General features: G+C 65.4%; 16 protein-coding genes. 8 read left to right on the forward strand and 8 right to left on the reverse strand.

Annotated features, from left to right (window positions below; all coding sequences use genetic code 11):
- The first annotated feature begins 15 nt into the window (after positions 1-15).
- The gene (locus ACFC25_RS05600) at positions 16-2,664 is read left to right on the forward strand and encodes a GH32 C-terminal domain-containing protein (RefSeq protein WP_376044414.1); all 2,649 of its coding nucleotides are present in this window, start codon (positions 16-18) and stop codon (positions 2,662-2,664) included.
- A 121-nt stretch (positions 2,665-2,785) separates the two neighbouring features.
- Here ACFC25_RS05600 and ACFC25_RS05605 read toward each other — a convergent pair whose 3' ends face one another.
- Together ACFC25_RS05605 and ACFC25_RS05610 are read right to left on the reverse strand one after the other, a co-directional pair.
- Positions 2,786-3,079, reverse strand: coding sequence for a putative quinol monooxygenase (locus ACFC25_RS05605; protein ID WP_337345530.1), 294 nt, complete (start codon positions 3,077-3,079; stop codon positions 2,786-2,788).
- A 59-nt stretch (positions 3,080-3,138) separates the two neighbouring features.
- Positions 3,139-4,140, reverse strand: coding sequence for a LacI family DNA-binding transcriptional regulator (locus tag ACFC25_RS05610; RefSeq protein ID WP_337350776.1), 1,002 nt, complete (start codon positions 4,138-4,140; stop codon positions 3,139-3,141).
- Between the two features lie 164 nt (positions 4,141-4,304).
- Between ACFC25_RS05610 and ACFC25_RS05615 the strand changes: the two genes are divergently transcribed.
- The 5 genes from ACFC25_RS05615 to ACFC25_RS05635 all read left to right on the forward strand — a co-directional run bounded on the left by ACFC25_RS05615 (position 4,305) and on the right by ACFC25_RS05635 (position 8,668).
- Positions 4,305-5,417 (forward strand): substrate-binding domain-containing protein, encoded by a 1,113-nt coding sequence (locus ACFC25_RS05615; RefSeq protein ID WP_376044415.1) that lies wholly within the window; start codon positions 4,305-4,307, stop codon positions 5,415-5,417.
- A 27-nt stretch (positions 5,418-5,444) separates the two neighbouring features.
- The gene (locus ACFC25_RS05620; RefSeq protein ID WP_337345528.1) at positions 5,445-6,494 is read left to right on the forward strand and encodes an ABC transporter permease; all 1,050 of its coding nucleotides are present in this window, start codon (positions 5,445-5,447) and stop codon (positions 6,492-6,494) included.
- Positions 6,491-7,285: an ATP-binding cassette domain-containing protein gene (locus ACFC25_RS05625; RefSeq protein WP_337345527.1), complete on the forward strand. Its 795-nt coding sequence runs from the start codon at positions 6,491-6,493 to the stop codon at positions 7,283-7,285. The genes ACFC25_RS05620 and ACFC25_RS05625 overlap by 4 nt, the downstream gene beginning before the upstream one ends.
- 108 nt (positions 7,286-7,393) lie before the next feature.
- Positions 7,394-8,392 carry a carbohydrate kinase gene (locus tag ACFC25_RS05630; protein WP_376044416.1) on the forward strand — a complete coding sequence of 333 codons (999 nt, stop codon included), beginning with the start codon at positions 7,394-7,396 and terminating at the stop codon, positions 8,390-8,392.
- A gap of 60 nt (positions 8,393-8,452) precedes the next feature.
- Positions 8,453-8,668 (forward strand): transcriptional regulator, encoded by a 216-nt coding sequence (locus tag ACFC25_RS05635; protein WP_104174334.1) that lies wholly within the window; start codon positions 8,453-8,455, stop codon positions 8,666-8,668.
- A gap of 283 nt (positions 8,669-8,951) precedes the next feature.
- Here ACFC25_RS05635 and ACFC25_RS05640 read toward each other — a convergent pair whose 3' ends face one another.
- Complete coding sequence (locus tag ACFC25_RS05640; protein ID WP_376044417.1) at positions 8,952-9,704, reverse strand: GAF and ANTAR domain-containing protein; 753 nt, start codon at positions 9,702-9,704, stop codon at positions 8,952-8,954.
- A 175-nt stretch (positions 9,705-9,879) separates the two neighbouring features.
- Between ACFC25_RS05640 and ACFC25_RS05645 the strand changes: the two genes are divergently transcribed.
- Complete coding sequence (locus ACFC25_RS05645) at positions 9,880-10,422, forward strand: MepB family protein (RefSeq protein ID WP_376044418.1); 543 nt, start codon at positions 9,880-9,882, stop codon at positions 10,420-10,422.
- Positions 10,406-10,870 (forward strand): transferase, encoded by a 465-nt coding sequence (locus tag ACFC25_RS05650; protein ID WP_337345522.1) that lies wholly within the window; start codon positions 10,406-10,408, stop codon positions 10,868-10,870. Before ACFC25_RS05645 ends, ACFC25_RS05650 begins: the two co-directional genes overlap by 17 nt.
- A gap of 86 nt (positions 10,871-10,956) precedes the next feature.
- Here the strand turns inward: ACFC25_RS05650 and ACFC25_RS05655 are convergent, their stop codons facing one another.
- The 5 genes from ACFC25_RS05655 to ureG all read right to left on the reverse strand — a co-directional run bounded on the left by ACFC25_RS05655 (position 10,957) and on the right by ureG (position 15,053).
- Positions 10,957-11,316, reverse strand: a complete 360-nt coding sequence (locus ACFC25_RS05655; RefSeq protein ID WP_337350709.1) for a DUF1801 domain-containing protein — start codon at positions 11,314-11,316, stop codon at positions 10,957-10,959.
- A gap of 111 nt (positions 11,317-11,427) precedes the next feature.
- Complete coding sequence (locus tag ACFC25_RS05660) at positions 11,428-12,396, reverse strand: serine hydrolase domain-containing protein (protein WP_376044419.1); 969 nt, start codon at positions 12,394-12,396, stop codon at positions 11,428-11,430.
- Between the two features lie 10 nt (positions 12,397-12,406).
- The gene (locus ACFC25_RS05665) at positions 12,407-13,459 is read right to left on the reverse strand and encodes a HoxN/HupN/NixA family nickel/cobalt transporter (protein ID WP_376044420.1); all 1,053 of its coding nucleotides are present in this window, start codon (positions 13,457-13,459) and stop codon (positions 12,407-12,409) included.
- A complete protein-coding gene (locus ACFC25_RS05670) occupies positions 13,459-14,439 on the reverse strand; it encodes an urease accessory protein UreD (protein ID WP_376044421.1) in 981 nt (326 codons plus the stop codon). The genes ACFC25_RS05665 and ACFC25_RS05670 overlap by 1 nt, the downstream gene beginning before the upstream one ends.
- On the reverse strand, positions 14,436-15,053 hold the full coding sequence (gene ureG, locus ACFC25_RS05675) for an urease accessory protein UreG (protein WP_131134828.1): 618 nt from the start codon (positions 15,051-15,053) through the stop codon (positions 14,436-14,438). The genes ACFC25_RS05670 and ureG overlap by 4 nt, the downstream gene beginning before the upstream one ends.
- Position 15,054 lies beyond the last annotated feature (1 nt).

Here is a 15,054-nt window from a genome sequence, read left to right on the forward strand (position 1 = left end):
GGGCAGCCCCTATCCATGCAGATCAATAAATCCCGGACGGTCCGTACCTGTTCGACACTTACCCTGGCAGGCCTCAGCCTCGCCGCAGCACTCGCCGGATCGGTTCCGGCCTGGGGCTCAGAAACGCCCCTCGGCGGCGAGCAGCACAGGCCCGCTTACCACTACACACCGCAACAGAACTGGATGAACGATCCCAACGGAATGGTCTTCCACAAGGGCGTCTACCACCTGTACTACCAGCACAACCCGTCGGGAAATACGTGGGGCAACATGTCCTGGGGGCATGCCACCTCCACCGACCTGACGCACTGGAAGGAACAGCCGCTGGCCATCGCCACCGATGACCAGCAGGACATCTTCTCCGGGAGCGTCGTGGTGGATAAGGACAACACCTCGGGGTTCGGAACCGCGGAGAACCCGCCGCTGGTGGCCGTCTATACCAGCGCCTACAAGCCGGGCTCGCCCCATGCAGGCCTGCAGGCGCAGTCGCTGGCCTACAGCGTTGACGACGGGCAGACGTGGACCAAGTACGACGCCAACCCGGTGCTGAACCGCAACTCGGCAAACTTCCGCGATCCCAAGGTCTTTTGGTACAGCACGCCAGATGGCGGCGGCTACTGGGTAATGGCCGCCGTCGAAGCCATGGAGCACAAGGTCCTGCTGTACAAATCCGGCAACCTCAAGGACTGGACACTCCTGAGCGAGTTCGGGCCTGCGAACGCCACGGGCGGGCTCTGGGAATGCCCGGACCTCTTCCCCCTGGCCGTGGACGGCGACCCCTCCAACATCAAATGGGTCATGGTGGTCAACATCAATCCCGGAGGCGTGGCTGGCGGATCGGCCGGGCAGTACTTTGTGGGTAATTTCGACGGCACCACCTTCACTTCCGAGACCACCAAGGGCAGCGACACGCTGCCCGCCGGGACTCCGCTGGCAGGGTTCAACAACGGCACCTACGATGGCTGGACGGTAGCCAATGAGCCCGGCAACTGGAAGAACGGCCCGTTCGGAGATGCACCCGCGGCCGGCTCGCTGCCGGGACAAAACACGGTAAGCGGCTTTGCCGGGGCGGGGCTGATCAACTCCTTCAACGACGGCGACTGGCCCCTCGGCACCGCCGAATCGCCTCAGTTCACCGTCGCCAGCGATTACCTGAATTTCCTCGTGGGCGGCGGCCAACACCCCCGCGTCTCGGACAAGCTGGACAACACCCCGCCGGCCGGCGACCTGCTGTTCGACGGCTTCGAGGTTCCGGACGGAACATCAATGGCCGACGCCGGGTGGTCCGGCACGGGCGACCTGGCACCGACTTTCCAACCCGCTACCTCCGGCGGCGACTTCTTTATAGGCGCCAAGCGGATCAACACGTTTGAGACTGGCGGCGCACCCGGTGACGACAGGCAGGGAACCATGACGTCGCCGTCGTTCACGCTCTCCCGGAACTTCATGAGCATGCTGGTGGGCGGCGGGCACCGGGCCGCAGGCTCCGGCCAGCAATTGGAGGTCCAGCTGCTGGTGGGCGGCAACGTGGTGCGCAGCCTGGCCGGGGATGATTCCGGCGCCCTGAACTGGAAGGGCTGGGATGTTGCGGAGTTCGCCGGACAGGAGGCCCAGCTGCGGGTCGTGGACCAGGCCACGGGCGGCTGGGGCCACCTGACGTTGGACCACGTGATGCTCACGGACCAGGCCGCAGTGCCGCGGTCCGACGAGACCACCGTAAACCTGGTGGTGGACGGCCAGGTGGTCCGGACAGCCACAGGCGCAAACAGCGAGGTCCTGGACTGGGCCTCGTGGAACGTCGCCGAATTCAAGGGCCGGCAGGCCAGCATCAGGGTGGTGGACAACAACCGGTTTGGCTGGGGCCACATCCTGGCAGATGAGTTCGTGGCGTCGGAGCAGGCAGCCACCCCTCGGATCCAGACGTACGACTGGCTGGACTACGGCCGGGACTACTACGCGTCGGTTTCCTTCGCCAACATGCCCCAGGACAAGCGCATCATGCTGGGCTGGATGAACAACTGGGATTACGCGCAGGCCATCCCTACGTCACCATGGCGCAGTGCCATGTCACTGCCCAGGGAAGTGGCGCTGACCCAGACTGCGGACGGGCCACGCCTCACCCAGAAGGCCGTCAAGCAGGTGGATGACCTTGCCTCCAAGCCAAGCTACGCCGAGAAGCGGGCCCGGGACATCACGCCTGGCACCACTACGCTTCCCGCGGCCGCCTGGGGCCAGGTCCAGAGGATCGACGTTACCCTCGCACCGGGCACAGCGTCCCGTGCCGGAATCACCGTGCTGGGGAACGGCAACGCCGCCACGGTGATCGGCTACGACCGGACCACCGGCGAGGTGTACGTGGACCGGCAGAATTCGGGAGACACCGGCTTCCACCCACTGTTCACGTCGGTGGACTCTGCGCCCGTAACCCTGGACGCTGACGGCACCGTGACCCTCCGGGTGTACCTCGACAGGTCTTCGGTGGAGGTCTTCACCCAGGGCGGGCAGCGGACCATCACGGACCAGGTGTTCCCTGCGGCAGGCGCCAACCAAGTGGCGCTCTTTGCCGACGGCGGCACGGCGCAATTGAAATCGGTCACCGTGACACCGCTGGCGCAGTCGATGTTCAGCACTGTGGCGAAGCCGGTCAAGGACCGCCAGCAGTAGCCTGCGCCGTCCCGGCTCTCCAGTCCCGGGCTTGTTCGCAGTTCCTTGCCATAACGGTTCGGAGTTGCGGACAAGCCCGGGTTTTGGCGTCTATAGCGCGGGAAATAAGTGGCGCGGGTGGTCAGTGGACCGGCTGGAGCCAAGTCAGTACGGAGCCGTCCTCTTCGATCAAGTCCGCGAGCTCGCCATTGAACCGGGCGCCGTAATCTGCGCTGATGTGTTCCTGGAAGGCGGCGTCGTCCTCGTAGACCTCGAACACGAAGTACTCACGCGGATTTGTTTCCCGGGTATACGGCAGGAACAGCTGGTTCCCCGGTTCCCGCCGTACTTCCGCAGTCAACTGGCGCATCATCTCCGCCACCCGGTCTTCGCTGCCGGGCTTGACGGTGAATTCGGCGTAGAGCGTCTTTGTCATGGTTGTCCCCTCTGGATTTCTGGATTCTCTGGATCTGCTGATGATTGGGCCTGGTCGGTTCAGCCGGCGGGCGGCGGGAGTTCGCCGGAGCCGCGCTGGATGAGTTCGGACGGTACAACATAGGTCTGGGGCGGCTGCTCGTCGCCGTCGATGCGTGCCAGCAACCGCTGGGCGGCGAGCTTGCCGATCCGCTCCGGGTGCTGCGCAATGACGGTGATGCCTGGCTCCATCATGTCCGCCAGGGCGAAGTCGTCAAAGCCCACCAATGCCACGCTGCGGCTGGCGCCAAGTTCCTTCAGTGCGCGCATGACGCCGAACGTCACGAGGTTCTGGCTGGAGAAGATCGCCGTGGGAGGGTTCTCGGCGGTGAGGATCTCCAAAGCCGCCTGCCTGGCTGTTTCCTCGTTGTGGAGTCCTTCCCGAACTGGCATAGCGGCGGTGGGCAGCCCCGCCCGGCCCAGTTCCTCGATGAAGCCACGCCGGCGTTCCCGGGCGGTCTGAATGTCCGGACGGTCGCCCAGGTATGCCAGCTTCGTGTGGCCGTGGGCCATAAGGTGCGCAGCCGCCCGCGCCGCGCCGACGGCGTTGTCCGTCACCACGGCGTCGGCCTCTATGCCTACGGGCTCGCGGTCAATGAAGACCAAGGGCAGGTCCCTGGAGTGTTCCGGGATGGCATAGGCCTGGCTGCGGGCAATGGGGGTCAGTACAAGGCCATCGACGCGCCGGCCGAGGAAGGCCGCCACTAGCGACTTCTCCCGCTCAGGGTCATCGTCCAGGCTGGCCGCGAACACGGCGATGCCACGAGCCGCCAGCGTGTCTTCCATGGCGCGGTGGATCTCGCTGCTGAACGGGTTGGCCACGCTGGGCAGTAGCAGCCCCATGGAGAGTGTCTGGCGTCCGGCGCGCCGCAGGCTGCCCGCCGCCAAGTCCAACTGGTAGTTCAGCTGCTGCGAAGCGCCCAGAACCCGCTGCCGGGTGGCCTCGGAGACTCCCGGCTCATCGTTCATCACCCGCGAGACGGTCTTGATGCCCACTCCGGCCAGCGCGGCCACATGGCGCATCGTTGGCCGGTTCTTGGCTGGGTCTGCCGAATAACGATTCGACATCGTTGTCATGATTTCGTCCTTCATCATCGAATTTACCTTGACTCTACCGTGTGACGCTGATTACATGATGCCTGACATCGTTGTCAGGCACGGGATGTGCCACGAACCCAGGAGATTCAATGTTGACTTCCAAGACACCGCGCACCATCGCCCGCCGCCTGGTTGCCGCGGGAGCGGTCCTGACCCTCGGCACCCTGAGCCTCACCGCCTGCGGCGGAAATTCCCCAGCCACCTCTGGCACCGACTCCAGCGAAAAGGTGGGCGTGTCGCTGATCGTCAAGACCACGTCCAACCCGTTCTTCGTTTCCATGCAGGAAGGCGCGAAGAAGGCAGCGGAGGCAGACGGCGTTGACCTGAAGCTCGCCGCCGGCAAGGCCGACGGCGACGAAGACACCCAGATCCAGGCCATCGAAAACGCTATCTCCAAAGGCGACAAGGGAATCCTGATCACCCCCAACGGCCCGTCCGTGGTGGACGCCCTGAAGAAGGCCAAGGACGCCGGACTCTTTGTCATCGCCCTGGATACCCCGCCGGACCCCGCCGACGCCGCGGACATCACCTTTGCCACCGATAACTTTGCTGCCGGAGAGCTGATCGGCAAGTGGACCGCAACCCAGCTTGCCGGCAAGAAAGCCACCATCGCCCTCCTGGACCTGTTCGACGACAAGGTAGTTTCCGTTGACTACAACCGCGACCAGGGCTTCCTGACCGGACTCGGCATCGACACCGCGGACGCCAAGAAGAACGGTGACGAGGCCAAGACCGGCAAGTACACCGGCGGCAAGGGCGGCGAATACGAGATCGTTGGCAGCCAGGCATCCCAAGGTGCCGAAGACGGCGGCCGTACCGGCATGGAGACCCTCCTGTCCAAGAACCCCAACATCAACGTTGTCTACACCATCAATGAGCCTGCCGCAGCGGGCGCATATGAAGCCCTGAAGTCAGCCGGCAAGGAGAAGGACGTCCTGATTGTCTCCGTAGACGGCGGCTGCGCCGGGGTGGACAACGTGAAGTCCGGCGTCATCGGCGCCACCGCACAGCAGTACCCGGTCAAGATGGCCGAAATGGGCGTCAAAGCCATCGTCGAACTGGCCAAGACCGGCAAGAAGCCTGCCAACTCCGAGGGCCTGGACTTCTTCAACACCGGCGTTGAGCTGGTTACGGACAAGCCCGCAGACGGCGTCAAGAGCATCACCACGACCGAGGCCAGCCACATCTGCTGGGGCAAGTAAGAGGGCAGAACGATCTCAGGAGAAACCGTGACCCAGCAACAGACCGCCGGTCCGCCCGCCGCAGGGAAGCAGACGGACCTGGCAGAAGAATTCCTCGATCGGAGGACGCCGCTCAGCCGGATACGCAATATCCTGCACCGCTACCCCGCCGTCAGCCCCGCCCTCGTCCTGCTCATCGCCGTCGTTGTGTTCGGACTGCTCAATGACAGGTTCCTGCGGGTTGAGAACCTGTCCCTGATTACCCAGCAGGTCTCCGTCGTTGGCACCCTCGCCATCGCCCAGACGCTCATCATCCTCACTGCCGGCATCGACCTGTCCGTCGGAGCCGTCATGATCCTCTCTTCCATGGTCGTGGCCCAACTCGCTGTCAACAACGGACTGCCGGCACCCGTTGCGCTGCTCACAGGCCTGGTCGTCGGACTCGCAGCCGGCGCCCTGAACGGGTTCCTGGTCACCAGGTTCCGCCTCCCCCCGTTCATCGTCACCCTGGGCACGCTCAACATCTTCATCGCGCTGACGCTGCTCTACTCCAACGGAGCGACAGTTCGCGGCTCTGCAATGCCGGACCTGCTGACCTGGACAGGAAGCACCTTCCCGGTGGGCCCTGTGCGGATCTCCACCGGCGTCGTCGTGATGTTGCTTCTCTACATCGCCATCGCGTTCATCCTGGGCAAAACCGCCTGGGGCCGGCACGTCTACGCCGTCGGCGATGACAAAGAAGCCGCCCGCCTGGCCGGCATCGCGGTGAACAAAGTCCTCATGAGCGTTTACCTTGCCGCCGGGGCAGTGCTGGCCATCGGCGCCTGGATCCAGATCGGCCGCACCAACGCAGCCAGCCCCAACGCCGGCGTCGACCTGAACCTCGACTCCATCACCGCCGTCGTGATCGGTGGAACCAGCCTCTTCGGCGGGCGCGGTTCGGTGTGGGGAACCCTCCTGGGCGCGCTGATCGTCGGCGTCTTCCGCAACGGACTCTCCCTTGCGGGCCTGGACGTGCTGTACCAGACCCTCGCCGTGGGCGTTCTTATCATCCTCGCTGTGTCCATCGACCAGTGGATCCGAAAGGTGAAGTCATGACCGCGTCCCAGCTGGAATCCGCCGGCACCGAGGTCCGCCAGCCCATCCTGCAGGCCAGGAACCTCGTCAAGACCTTCGGCCGGGTGGTAGGCCTCGACGGCGTCAGCCTGGACCTCTACCCGGGCGAGGTCCTGGCGATCATCGGCGATAACGGCGCCGGCAAGTCCACCCTGATCAAATGCCTCACCGGGGCCGAGATTCCCGATTCGGGAGAGCTGATGGTGTCCGGCCAGCCGGTCCACTTTAAGCGCCCGCAGGACGCCCGCGCCCACGGGATCGAAACCGTCTACCAGAACCTCGCCGTCTCACCGGCGCTCGATGTTGCCTCCAACCTGTTCCTGGGCCGGGAGGAACGCGTGGCTGGTCCGCTCGGCAGCATCTTCCGCGTCCTGGACACCAAGGGCATGCGCCGCAAGGCGAAGGAGGAGCTGACCCGGCTGGGCATCTCCACGCTGCAGGACGTCACGGTACCCGTGGAGAACCTCTCCGGCGGCCAGCGCCAGGCCGTGGCGGTGGCACGGGCCGCAGCGTTCGGGTCCAAGGTGGTTGTGCTGGACGAGCCGACGGCGGCGCTCGGCGTCCGGGAGTCCAACCAGGTCCTGCAACTGGTCAGGGACCTCCGGGACCGGGGGCTGCCCGTCATCCTGATCAGCCACAACATGCCGCACGTGTTCGACGTGGCGGACCGGATCCACATCCAGCGGCTGGGCAAATGCGCAGCCACCATCACCCCGCAGTCCCACACCATGACCGATGCGGTGGCCATCATGACCGGTGCGGCCACCGCGTGATCCAGCACTAATCCCTTCATCACCCCATCCCATCCCCAACCCGATGGATCTCCACCTCCGTCCGCGGGCCTGCACCAGGCCCGCGGACGGCCCCATGAAAGGCTCCCCGTGCACAGCACCTCCCCCAGCCCCACGTCAGCAACTCCCCCCGCGGCGGCCCCTGACGTCATTGTCATCGGCGAAGCACTCGTTGACGTAGTCGCCTCCCCCACTGGCCCCATCGAACATCCGGGCGGCTCGCCGATGAACGTGGCCTATGGCCTGGGGCGCCTCGGAGTTTCCACGGCCTTGCTGACGTCACTGGGCCAGGATGCCCGCGGCGAGGCGATCGCGGCGCACCTGCAGCGCGCCGGCGTCGAACTCCTCCGGGGCTCATACAACGCCACGCGCACGGGGTCCGCCACGGCAACCATTGCCGCGGACGGCTCAGCCGAGTACGACTTCGACATCAGCTGGGACCTGCCGCGCATTGCCCCCGCCCACCTGCCCAAAGTGCTCCACACCGGATCCATCGCCACGTTCCTGGCACCGGGCGCGTCGGCGGTGCGGGCACTCCTGGAACAGTCACACCGTGAGTGCCTGGTCACCTACGATCCAAACATCCGGCCCGCCCTGCTCGGCAGCCAGGCAGAAGCCCGGAACATCTTCGAAGACCTGGTTCCCCTGACAGACGTGGTCAAGCTCAGCGACGAGGACGCCGCCTGGCTTTACCCGGGAGTCAGCCTCGAGGCCGCCGCCGGACGGATCCTCACGTTGGGTGCCGGGCTGGCGGTGGTGACCCGCGGCGGGGAAGGGTCCCTGTTGGCGACCCCTGCCACCCAGCTTTTCATCCCCGCCATCCGGTCCAAAGTGGCTGACACCATCGGCGCCGGTGACTCATACATGGCGGCGCTGATCTACGGGCTCCTCTTCCGCCGGACCGAGGGCCTGGGACGGGACGTCCTGACCGCCATCGGGCAGACGGCCTCGAAGGCGGCAGCCATCACTGTGCGCCGACCGGGCGCGAATCCGCCCACAGCCGCCGAGCTGGCCGCGGACCTTCCGGAGTCCGACCTGGCCGCGCCCGTGCCGGGCGGCCCTGAGAATCTCGTAGCCCAGAGCCGATAAGCCCCAAACGGCACGTCAACATATGTTGACGTGCCTCCATTCGTCAACTAAAGTTGACGAATGGAGGTGGAGCGAATGAAGACACTCGTTGCGTCAATGGACGGAAAAGGTCCTGCGGAAGCGCTGTACGCGGTCGCCGAACTGCAGAAGGAAGTGGGAAGGACCGAGGCATCCCTGGTCCGCAAGGCTCGGCAGGCAGGACTGTCCTGGGAAGCAATCGCGCTGTGCCTGGGCGTGAGCAAGCAGGCGGTCCACCGGAAATACGGGAAACAGTAGACGCGGACCATCTGTTCAGGGTTCTGTGTTTTCACCGGCTGGAACTAGTCGAAGCGGCTGGATGAGCTGCCGCCGCGGAACAGGAGCGCGCCGGCGTTGGCTATGACAATGAGCCCAATCCCGCACCACTGCGACGGCACGCAGCACAGTGAAGGGATCCGGCGGGCGGCTCACGAAGATCACCGCAGCAACCGGCAGGAACAGCATCGCGGCAACTGCGCCGGACCGTCTCCGACGGGCACCGATGTCCCGCGCACCCGTTGGGCTGGTGCAGGGAACGCAGCTATTCGTTGAAATGGGTGACGGCTCCGGGGTTTCCTGAGAGCGTCGCTACCACCTGGGATGCCACATCGTGGAGCTTGATGTTGCGGGTGTTCGAGGCTCGCAGGAGGACCTTGAATGCTGCGTGTTGGCTGCATTTGTGCTTGGCCATGATGGCTCCAGTGGCAAGATCGATGACCGTCCTGGACTCCATCGCGGCCTTCAGCTCGTCACGGGTGTCCTGCAGCCGCGCAAGCCTCAGCACCAGCCTCAGGCCCTTCGACGCCTGTTCGGCGAAGGCTTCAGCCCTGTCGATACATGGTCCGTCGAACGCCTTGGGCAGGCGGCTGTAGAGATTCAGCACACCCCGGCTGGGACTCTCCAGCGTCAGGGGCACGGACAGGGCGGACAGGATGCCCTGCCCTGCCACCGCCCGGGTGTACTGGGGCCAGCGCTCCTCCAGCCGCAGGTCCGAAACGTGTACTGCTTCCTTGTGGTCGCTGGCCGAGACTCCCGGACCCTGCCCGCAGCTGCCCTCCGCCCGCACCATGTGGCGCGCGGGCGGATCGCTGCCGGCAGCAGTGCTGGATTTCCTGCTCCGCACCAGCCAAATCCCGCAGGATACTTCCTCGCCCCGAATGCTGAGCCGGCCGGCCGCATACGCGGCCAAGTCCCCCAGCACCTGCTCCACGCACGGATTTCCCAGAACCAGGTCCTGGAGGTGCAGAGCAACATCAGTGAAAACTTCGTTGTTTGAGACCTTTGCGGCTACCAATGTCCCCCCTGAACACAATGCAAGCCAAGCCAGCCTCAACGCTGCAGGCCGGCTACCGCCTCCGGTCATTGAAGCTTACTCCCGGCGCCTGTAGTGCGGAATAGCTGACGGCATGGTCCTGCCAGACCCCACAAGCCTTTCACCTGCATCGACACACTAAAGGTATGCTCCGGGGATGCCTCTGTCTCCGCATCTGCTGGCCATCATTTCCCACTATCGAACCCTTGGATTTGCCGTCTCGGAGCCAGAGGCTGACATCGAAGGCCGCGACTATGAGGCGCACACGTTCCACGTCGACGGACTCCTGGCGGCCTTCCGTGCTGCCAGGACAACCCCGAAGAAGGCAGGCCAGTTTGTCACGCTCTGGCAGCGGACGGCCCCCGACGGCGGCGGTCCCATCCGGCCTTTCGACGCCTCCGACGGAGTTGACCTGTTTGTGGTCGGTGTCAGCAGCGAAGACGGTTTCGGGCATTTCGCCTTTCCCCTGGACGCGCTGCTCGCCCGCGGCGTGGTGTCCACGGACTTCGTGGACGGAAAGCGGGCCATGCGCGTGTACCCGCCAGGGTCGGCCCCCACGAACCGGACGGCGCAGGCCACCCAGCGCTGGCAGCTTGAGTTCTACTTCGGCGGGAATCCACCGGGTTTCCCCACCGTTAACTCTATGCACGGGAGAATGTCCCCGAGCCTTGGAGAAGGACGGCATGAGCAGGCAGATTGAATCAGTTGAGGACGACGCCGGGAGGGTCATCCGGTACCGGCGGCACGCCAACGGAGGGGGCTTTGTTGGCCCAGGGGCGTACGTCGCCGAAAGTGCGCGCCTGGGGTCCATGACCTATGTCGAGCCAGGAGCCCGGATCGGGTCAGGCTCCCGGGTGGGCCACGGCAGCTGGATCGACCGCCAGGCACAGGTGGGCGAACGTACCGTCATCGGGGACGCCGTGCATGTGGGCCATGGAACGGTCATCGGCAACCGTGTCCACATCGGCAGCCACTCGCGCATCGGAGCCGGTGCCGTCATCGAACACGGCTCAAGCCTGCACGCTGACAGCAGGGTTCCCGACGGCGGCCACGTCGCCGCGGAGCCCCGGCGCAGGCCCCGCGCCGTGCCGGCAAAGCGCGGCGCCCAGCCACGGTCGCGGAAGGCCCAGAACCGGCAAGCCGCCTAAGCGGATGCCCGTGCCGCCGTCATCGTCAGTGCCTTTTCACCAGCTGTGCCTTTTCACCAGCGGTCCGCAGGCGCCGCGTCCGGGACCTAGGAATGGTCCCGGATCCAGCCCTCGATGACAGCTTCCAGCGCCGGCTTCTTGGCTTCGAAGTCGGCCGCATCAAGGAAGCGGGCCACGCGGGAGGTTTCCCCTTCACCTTCCAGAAGCCCCAGCGGGTCATTGATGGTTGCGCCCTGGTGGAACATCAGCGTGACGTTCTTCCTCGCCTTGGGGAAAAACGAAGCAATGTTGCCCTTGTACATAAAGGTCGGCGCCTGCCACTTCACGGCTTCGCTCAGCTCAGGCGACAGGTCCATGATGAACTCACGGACCCTGGCCACCAGATCGCGTTGGGGGTTGGCATAGTTCGCCAGCCAGGTGTCTACCTCTGGATTGCGGTTGGACATGATCCGGCCTTCCGGGATGCGGTGGCTGTGCCTCGGGTTTCCACGGTGCCGCTGACTGTGATCATGCCCCCAGTCTAGGAACCTGCCGGGCACCACACAGCCCCTGAGTTCTTACGGCTGCGTGAGTTGCGCCAGGATTCTGAAGCCGTGGCGGTCCAGCGAGCCGGTGGTGGCCGAGAGCAGCACAACTGCGGAGCCGGCTTCGCGATCCAGGCCGATCCAGGAGCTGAAACCGCCGGTGCCCCCGTTATGCCACGTCACCGTCCTGCCTTTGGCTTCCAGTGTCATCCAGGCAGCACCAATGCGTGCCGCCGGCCCTGCAAAGGTGGCCACAGGATCCAGGGCCGCGAGGCCAGGTGCGGATCCATCCAGCAGGGCCCGCGCGAGGGCAGCCATGTCCGTGATGGTGGAGCGGATGCCACCGGCCGGGCCGAGCGCTTCGCCCAACCAGGGATCCTGGCGGCGGCCCTTCCGGTTGGTACCGGTGAGGGCCTGGGGACCCAGCTCGCTTTCCGTCGCGGGCACATACGTGGCAGTGAGTCCCAGCGGAGTGCTCAGGCGTTCGGCAACCAACTCCTTGAAGGTCAGCCCTGCCCCGGCGGCCACGGCGTGGCCGAGCAGTTCAAATCCGAGGTTTGAGTACCGCGGGCGGAGCGATTTCAGCCGAACCGTGCGCGCCTGGGCCAGCAACTCCGCCAAGTCTTCGCCGTAGGGGTTACGGCCGTGCCGCGAGAGGGCGTACGAACGCTTCCACATATCGGCGTAGCGGGGCAGCCGGGGCAAGCCTGATGAATGCGTACTGATGGATGCGAGGGTGAGTTGCCCGGCCGGGCAGTCGCCCAGGGACAGCAACTCCGCCAATGTACTGGATGGCAGAACTTCGCCGCGGCCACAAGCATCCGTGTACAGGAGCCCGGTGATCGCCTTGGAAATGGAGCCAATTTCGAAGTCCGCCTCAGGCTGGACTCCGGTGACCGTAGTGGTGGTCTCCCCCCGGAGAACGGTGGCAATGGCAAGCCGGGGATGCGAGCGCCGCAGTTCGCCCAGTAACTCGTCCATCTGACCGGCATCAAGATCCATGCCGCCTACGTTACCCAGTCCGCCCTGCAGTGCTGCCCCGCCGAGGGAGGGACGCCGCTCCCCACACCACCAGGAGCAGGGCAACCAGCAGGAGCCCGGCGTCACCGAGGTCGATGGCGCCCAGCCAGCTGGTCAGCGGATCTTCCAGCCCGAACGCTGCGTTGACGAAGCCTCCCAGCGTGATGACTGCGACAAAGAGTGCAGAGAGCGCGGAGATGCCGGTCACCGCAGCATTGAAGCCGAGCTTCCGCTGCGGGTCGTCCAGGGCCGCGCGGTACATCCGCATCATCGCCACGCCATTGAGCGAATCGCAGAGCGTCATGGCGGCGGTGAATGCGACGGGCAGGGCGATCAGGGCGAGCGGAGAAACGCCGGCCAGCGAGGCCGCCGTCGTCATCACCAGCAGGCCGATGGTGGTGGCGGTGTCAAAGCCAAGCCCAAACAGGAATCCGATCACGTAGATGTTCCGCGGCCGGCGCACGCGGGACAGCGGCCTGGCCAGGAGTCGCGCAACCAGGCCCTTCGCTTCCAGGTCCTCGACGGCGATACCGCCCCCGGCCCGTGCGCCCCGGTAGGCCCGGGCCGCCCGGACGAATGCGGAGCCGTTGAAGATCCCCATCGCGAGCAGGAACAGGCCGGACACCCCGCTGCCGATCAGGCCCAGCACCAGGTTGCCGGCGGAACCTTCCTCCATGAACTGCCCCACCATGGTGGCGCCGGCCACCACCAGGACGCCGGCCAGGATCACCACCGAGCTGTGGCCCAGGCTGAACGCGAAGCCCACACTGACCGGGTCCTGACGCTGCGCCACGAACTTGCGGGTGGAGTTGTCGATCGCAGCTAGGTGGTCCCAGTCGTAACTGTGCTTGACGCCCGCCAGGTACGCGGTCAGCACCAGGCCCAGGGCAAGCGGCTGGCCCCCTCCCGCTGTCCCGCTGAACAGAAGTACGACGGCGGCAATGTGCAGGGCGGCCACCGCACCAAAGGTGAACAACAGCCGGGTCCGCAGCGGCAGGGTGTCGCGCTCGCGGTAAATGACGGCGAACTGGGTCAGGGCGGTCATCAGTACTTCCTCAGGTTCAGGGGCGCCTGCCCATACCAGCGTTGCCGTAGCAGCGCCGTGCAGGCGCCGAGCAGGCCGTTGAGCTCCTCCGTGCTGTTCGAGAGTGAGCGCAGCACCAGTCCGGTGGTCCCGGCCAAAGAGCGGGTCAGGGAGATGCCGGTGTGCGCCTGGTGCTCCGCGGTGACAGCGTGGAGCTCATCGGCGAGCGTCTGGTCAACACGCGGGTCCACCACCACCAGCGAGCCGAGATGGCTGAAGCCCTCCATAAAGCCCAGCCCCGTGACGTCACCGGCGGGTGGCCGGATCAGGAGGTTGTCGAGGGCCAGCAGCTGCCCGCGATCCCCGGTTTCCACGCGGATTTCATTACGCAGCCGCAGCTCCTCGTAGCGGAAGGACGCCCCGTCCGGCGACCAGCCAGGCGTGATCACCTCAGCCATCACCAGGCTCGACGACGGCCGCACCGTGATGTGCGTGTTCTGCCGGTAGCTGGCCTCCCGGTAGGCGATCAGCTGGTCAGGCATCAGCTCCAGCCGGGCCCCCTCCCCCAGCCGCAGGGTCATCCGCTGCTCAGCAAAAGACCCCGGAGTCCGATAAATCTTCGTCGCCGACTGCGTAGTCAACAACAAATCAGCCCCATCCCCCACTTCAACGTCGATGAGGAACAAATCAGCCCCAAGATAAGCCCCGCCAGGATTCACCACGACGTAGCAAACCTGCCCAGACTCATCAAGGTAATGCGGCCTCAAGACTCTCAAGGCGCCTTGATGAAACTGGTGCGAGGCCACCGACCGCCCCTGCCGGACGGTGACTTGCAGTTCAAGCGCACCCATCGGCGACTTTAGCGCTGAGGTGGCGAGGCCGGGTTTGGGGGCCGCGGCGTGGTGGGCACCGCGAAGCGGGCACGGCCCCAAATCCGGCGAAGCCGCCGGACCCAGCCCGGCCGGCGAGGTGACTACCTGAGCTGCCGCCGTCGTGCTCATGTTGCGAGGTCGAGCATCAGGACATCGCGCCGCACCCATTCGATGACGGCGTCGAGCCCTTCGTCGGTTTTCAGGTTGGTGAAGCAGAACGGCTTGTTACCGCGGAATTCCTTGGAGTCCCTCTCCATGACGGAGAGGTCCGCTCCCACGTGGGGGGCGAGGTCGGTTTTGTTGATGATGAAGAGATCGGACTTGATCATGCCTTGGCCGGCTTTGCGGGGGATCTTTTCGCCTTGGGCCACGTCGATGATGTAGATCGAGAAGTCCACCAGTTCGGGGCTGAAGGTGGCCGAGAGGTTGTCGCCGCCGGATTCGACGAAGATGACCTGCAGGTCGGGGTGGCGGGCTTTGAGTTCCTCGATGGCGGCGGTGTTCATGGAGGTGTCTTCGCGGATGGCGGTATGCGGGCAGCCGCCGGTTTCGACGCCGATGATCCGGTCCTCGGGCAGGATGCCGTTGGCCGCCAGGATTTTGGCATCCTCGATGGTGTAGATGTCGTTGGTGATGGCGGCCATGGAAATTTCGCGGCTCATATGCCGGGTGAGCCGCTCCACGAGCTGGGTTTTGCCGGCTCCCACCGGGCCGCCGATGCCGATTTTGATGGGTTCAGTCATT

This window comes from Pseudarthrobacter sp. NPDC055928, assembly GCF_042270935.1.
In the GTDB taxonomy this organism is placed as follows: Bacteria; Actinomycetota; Actinomycetes; order Actinomycetales; family Micrococcaceae; genus Arthrobacter.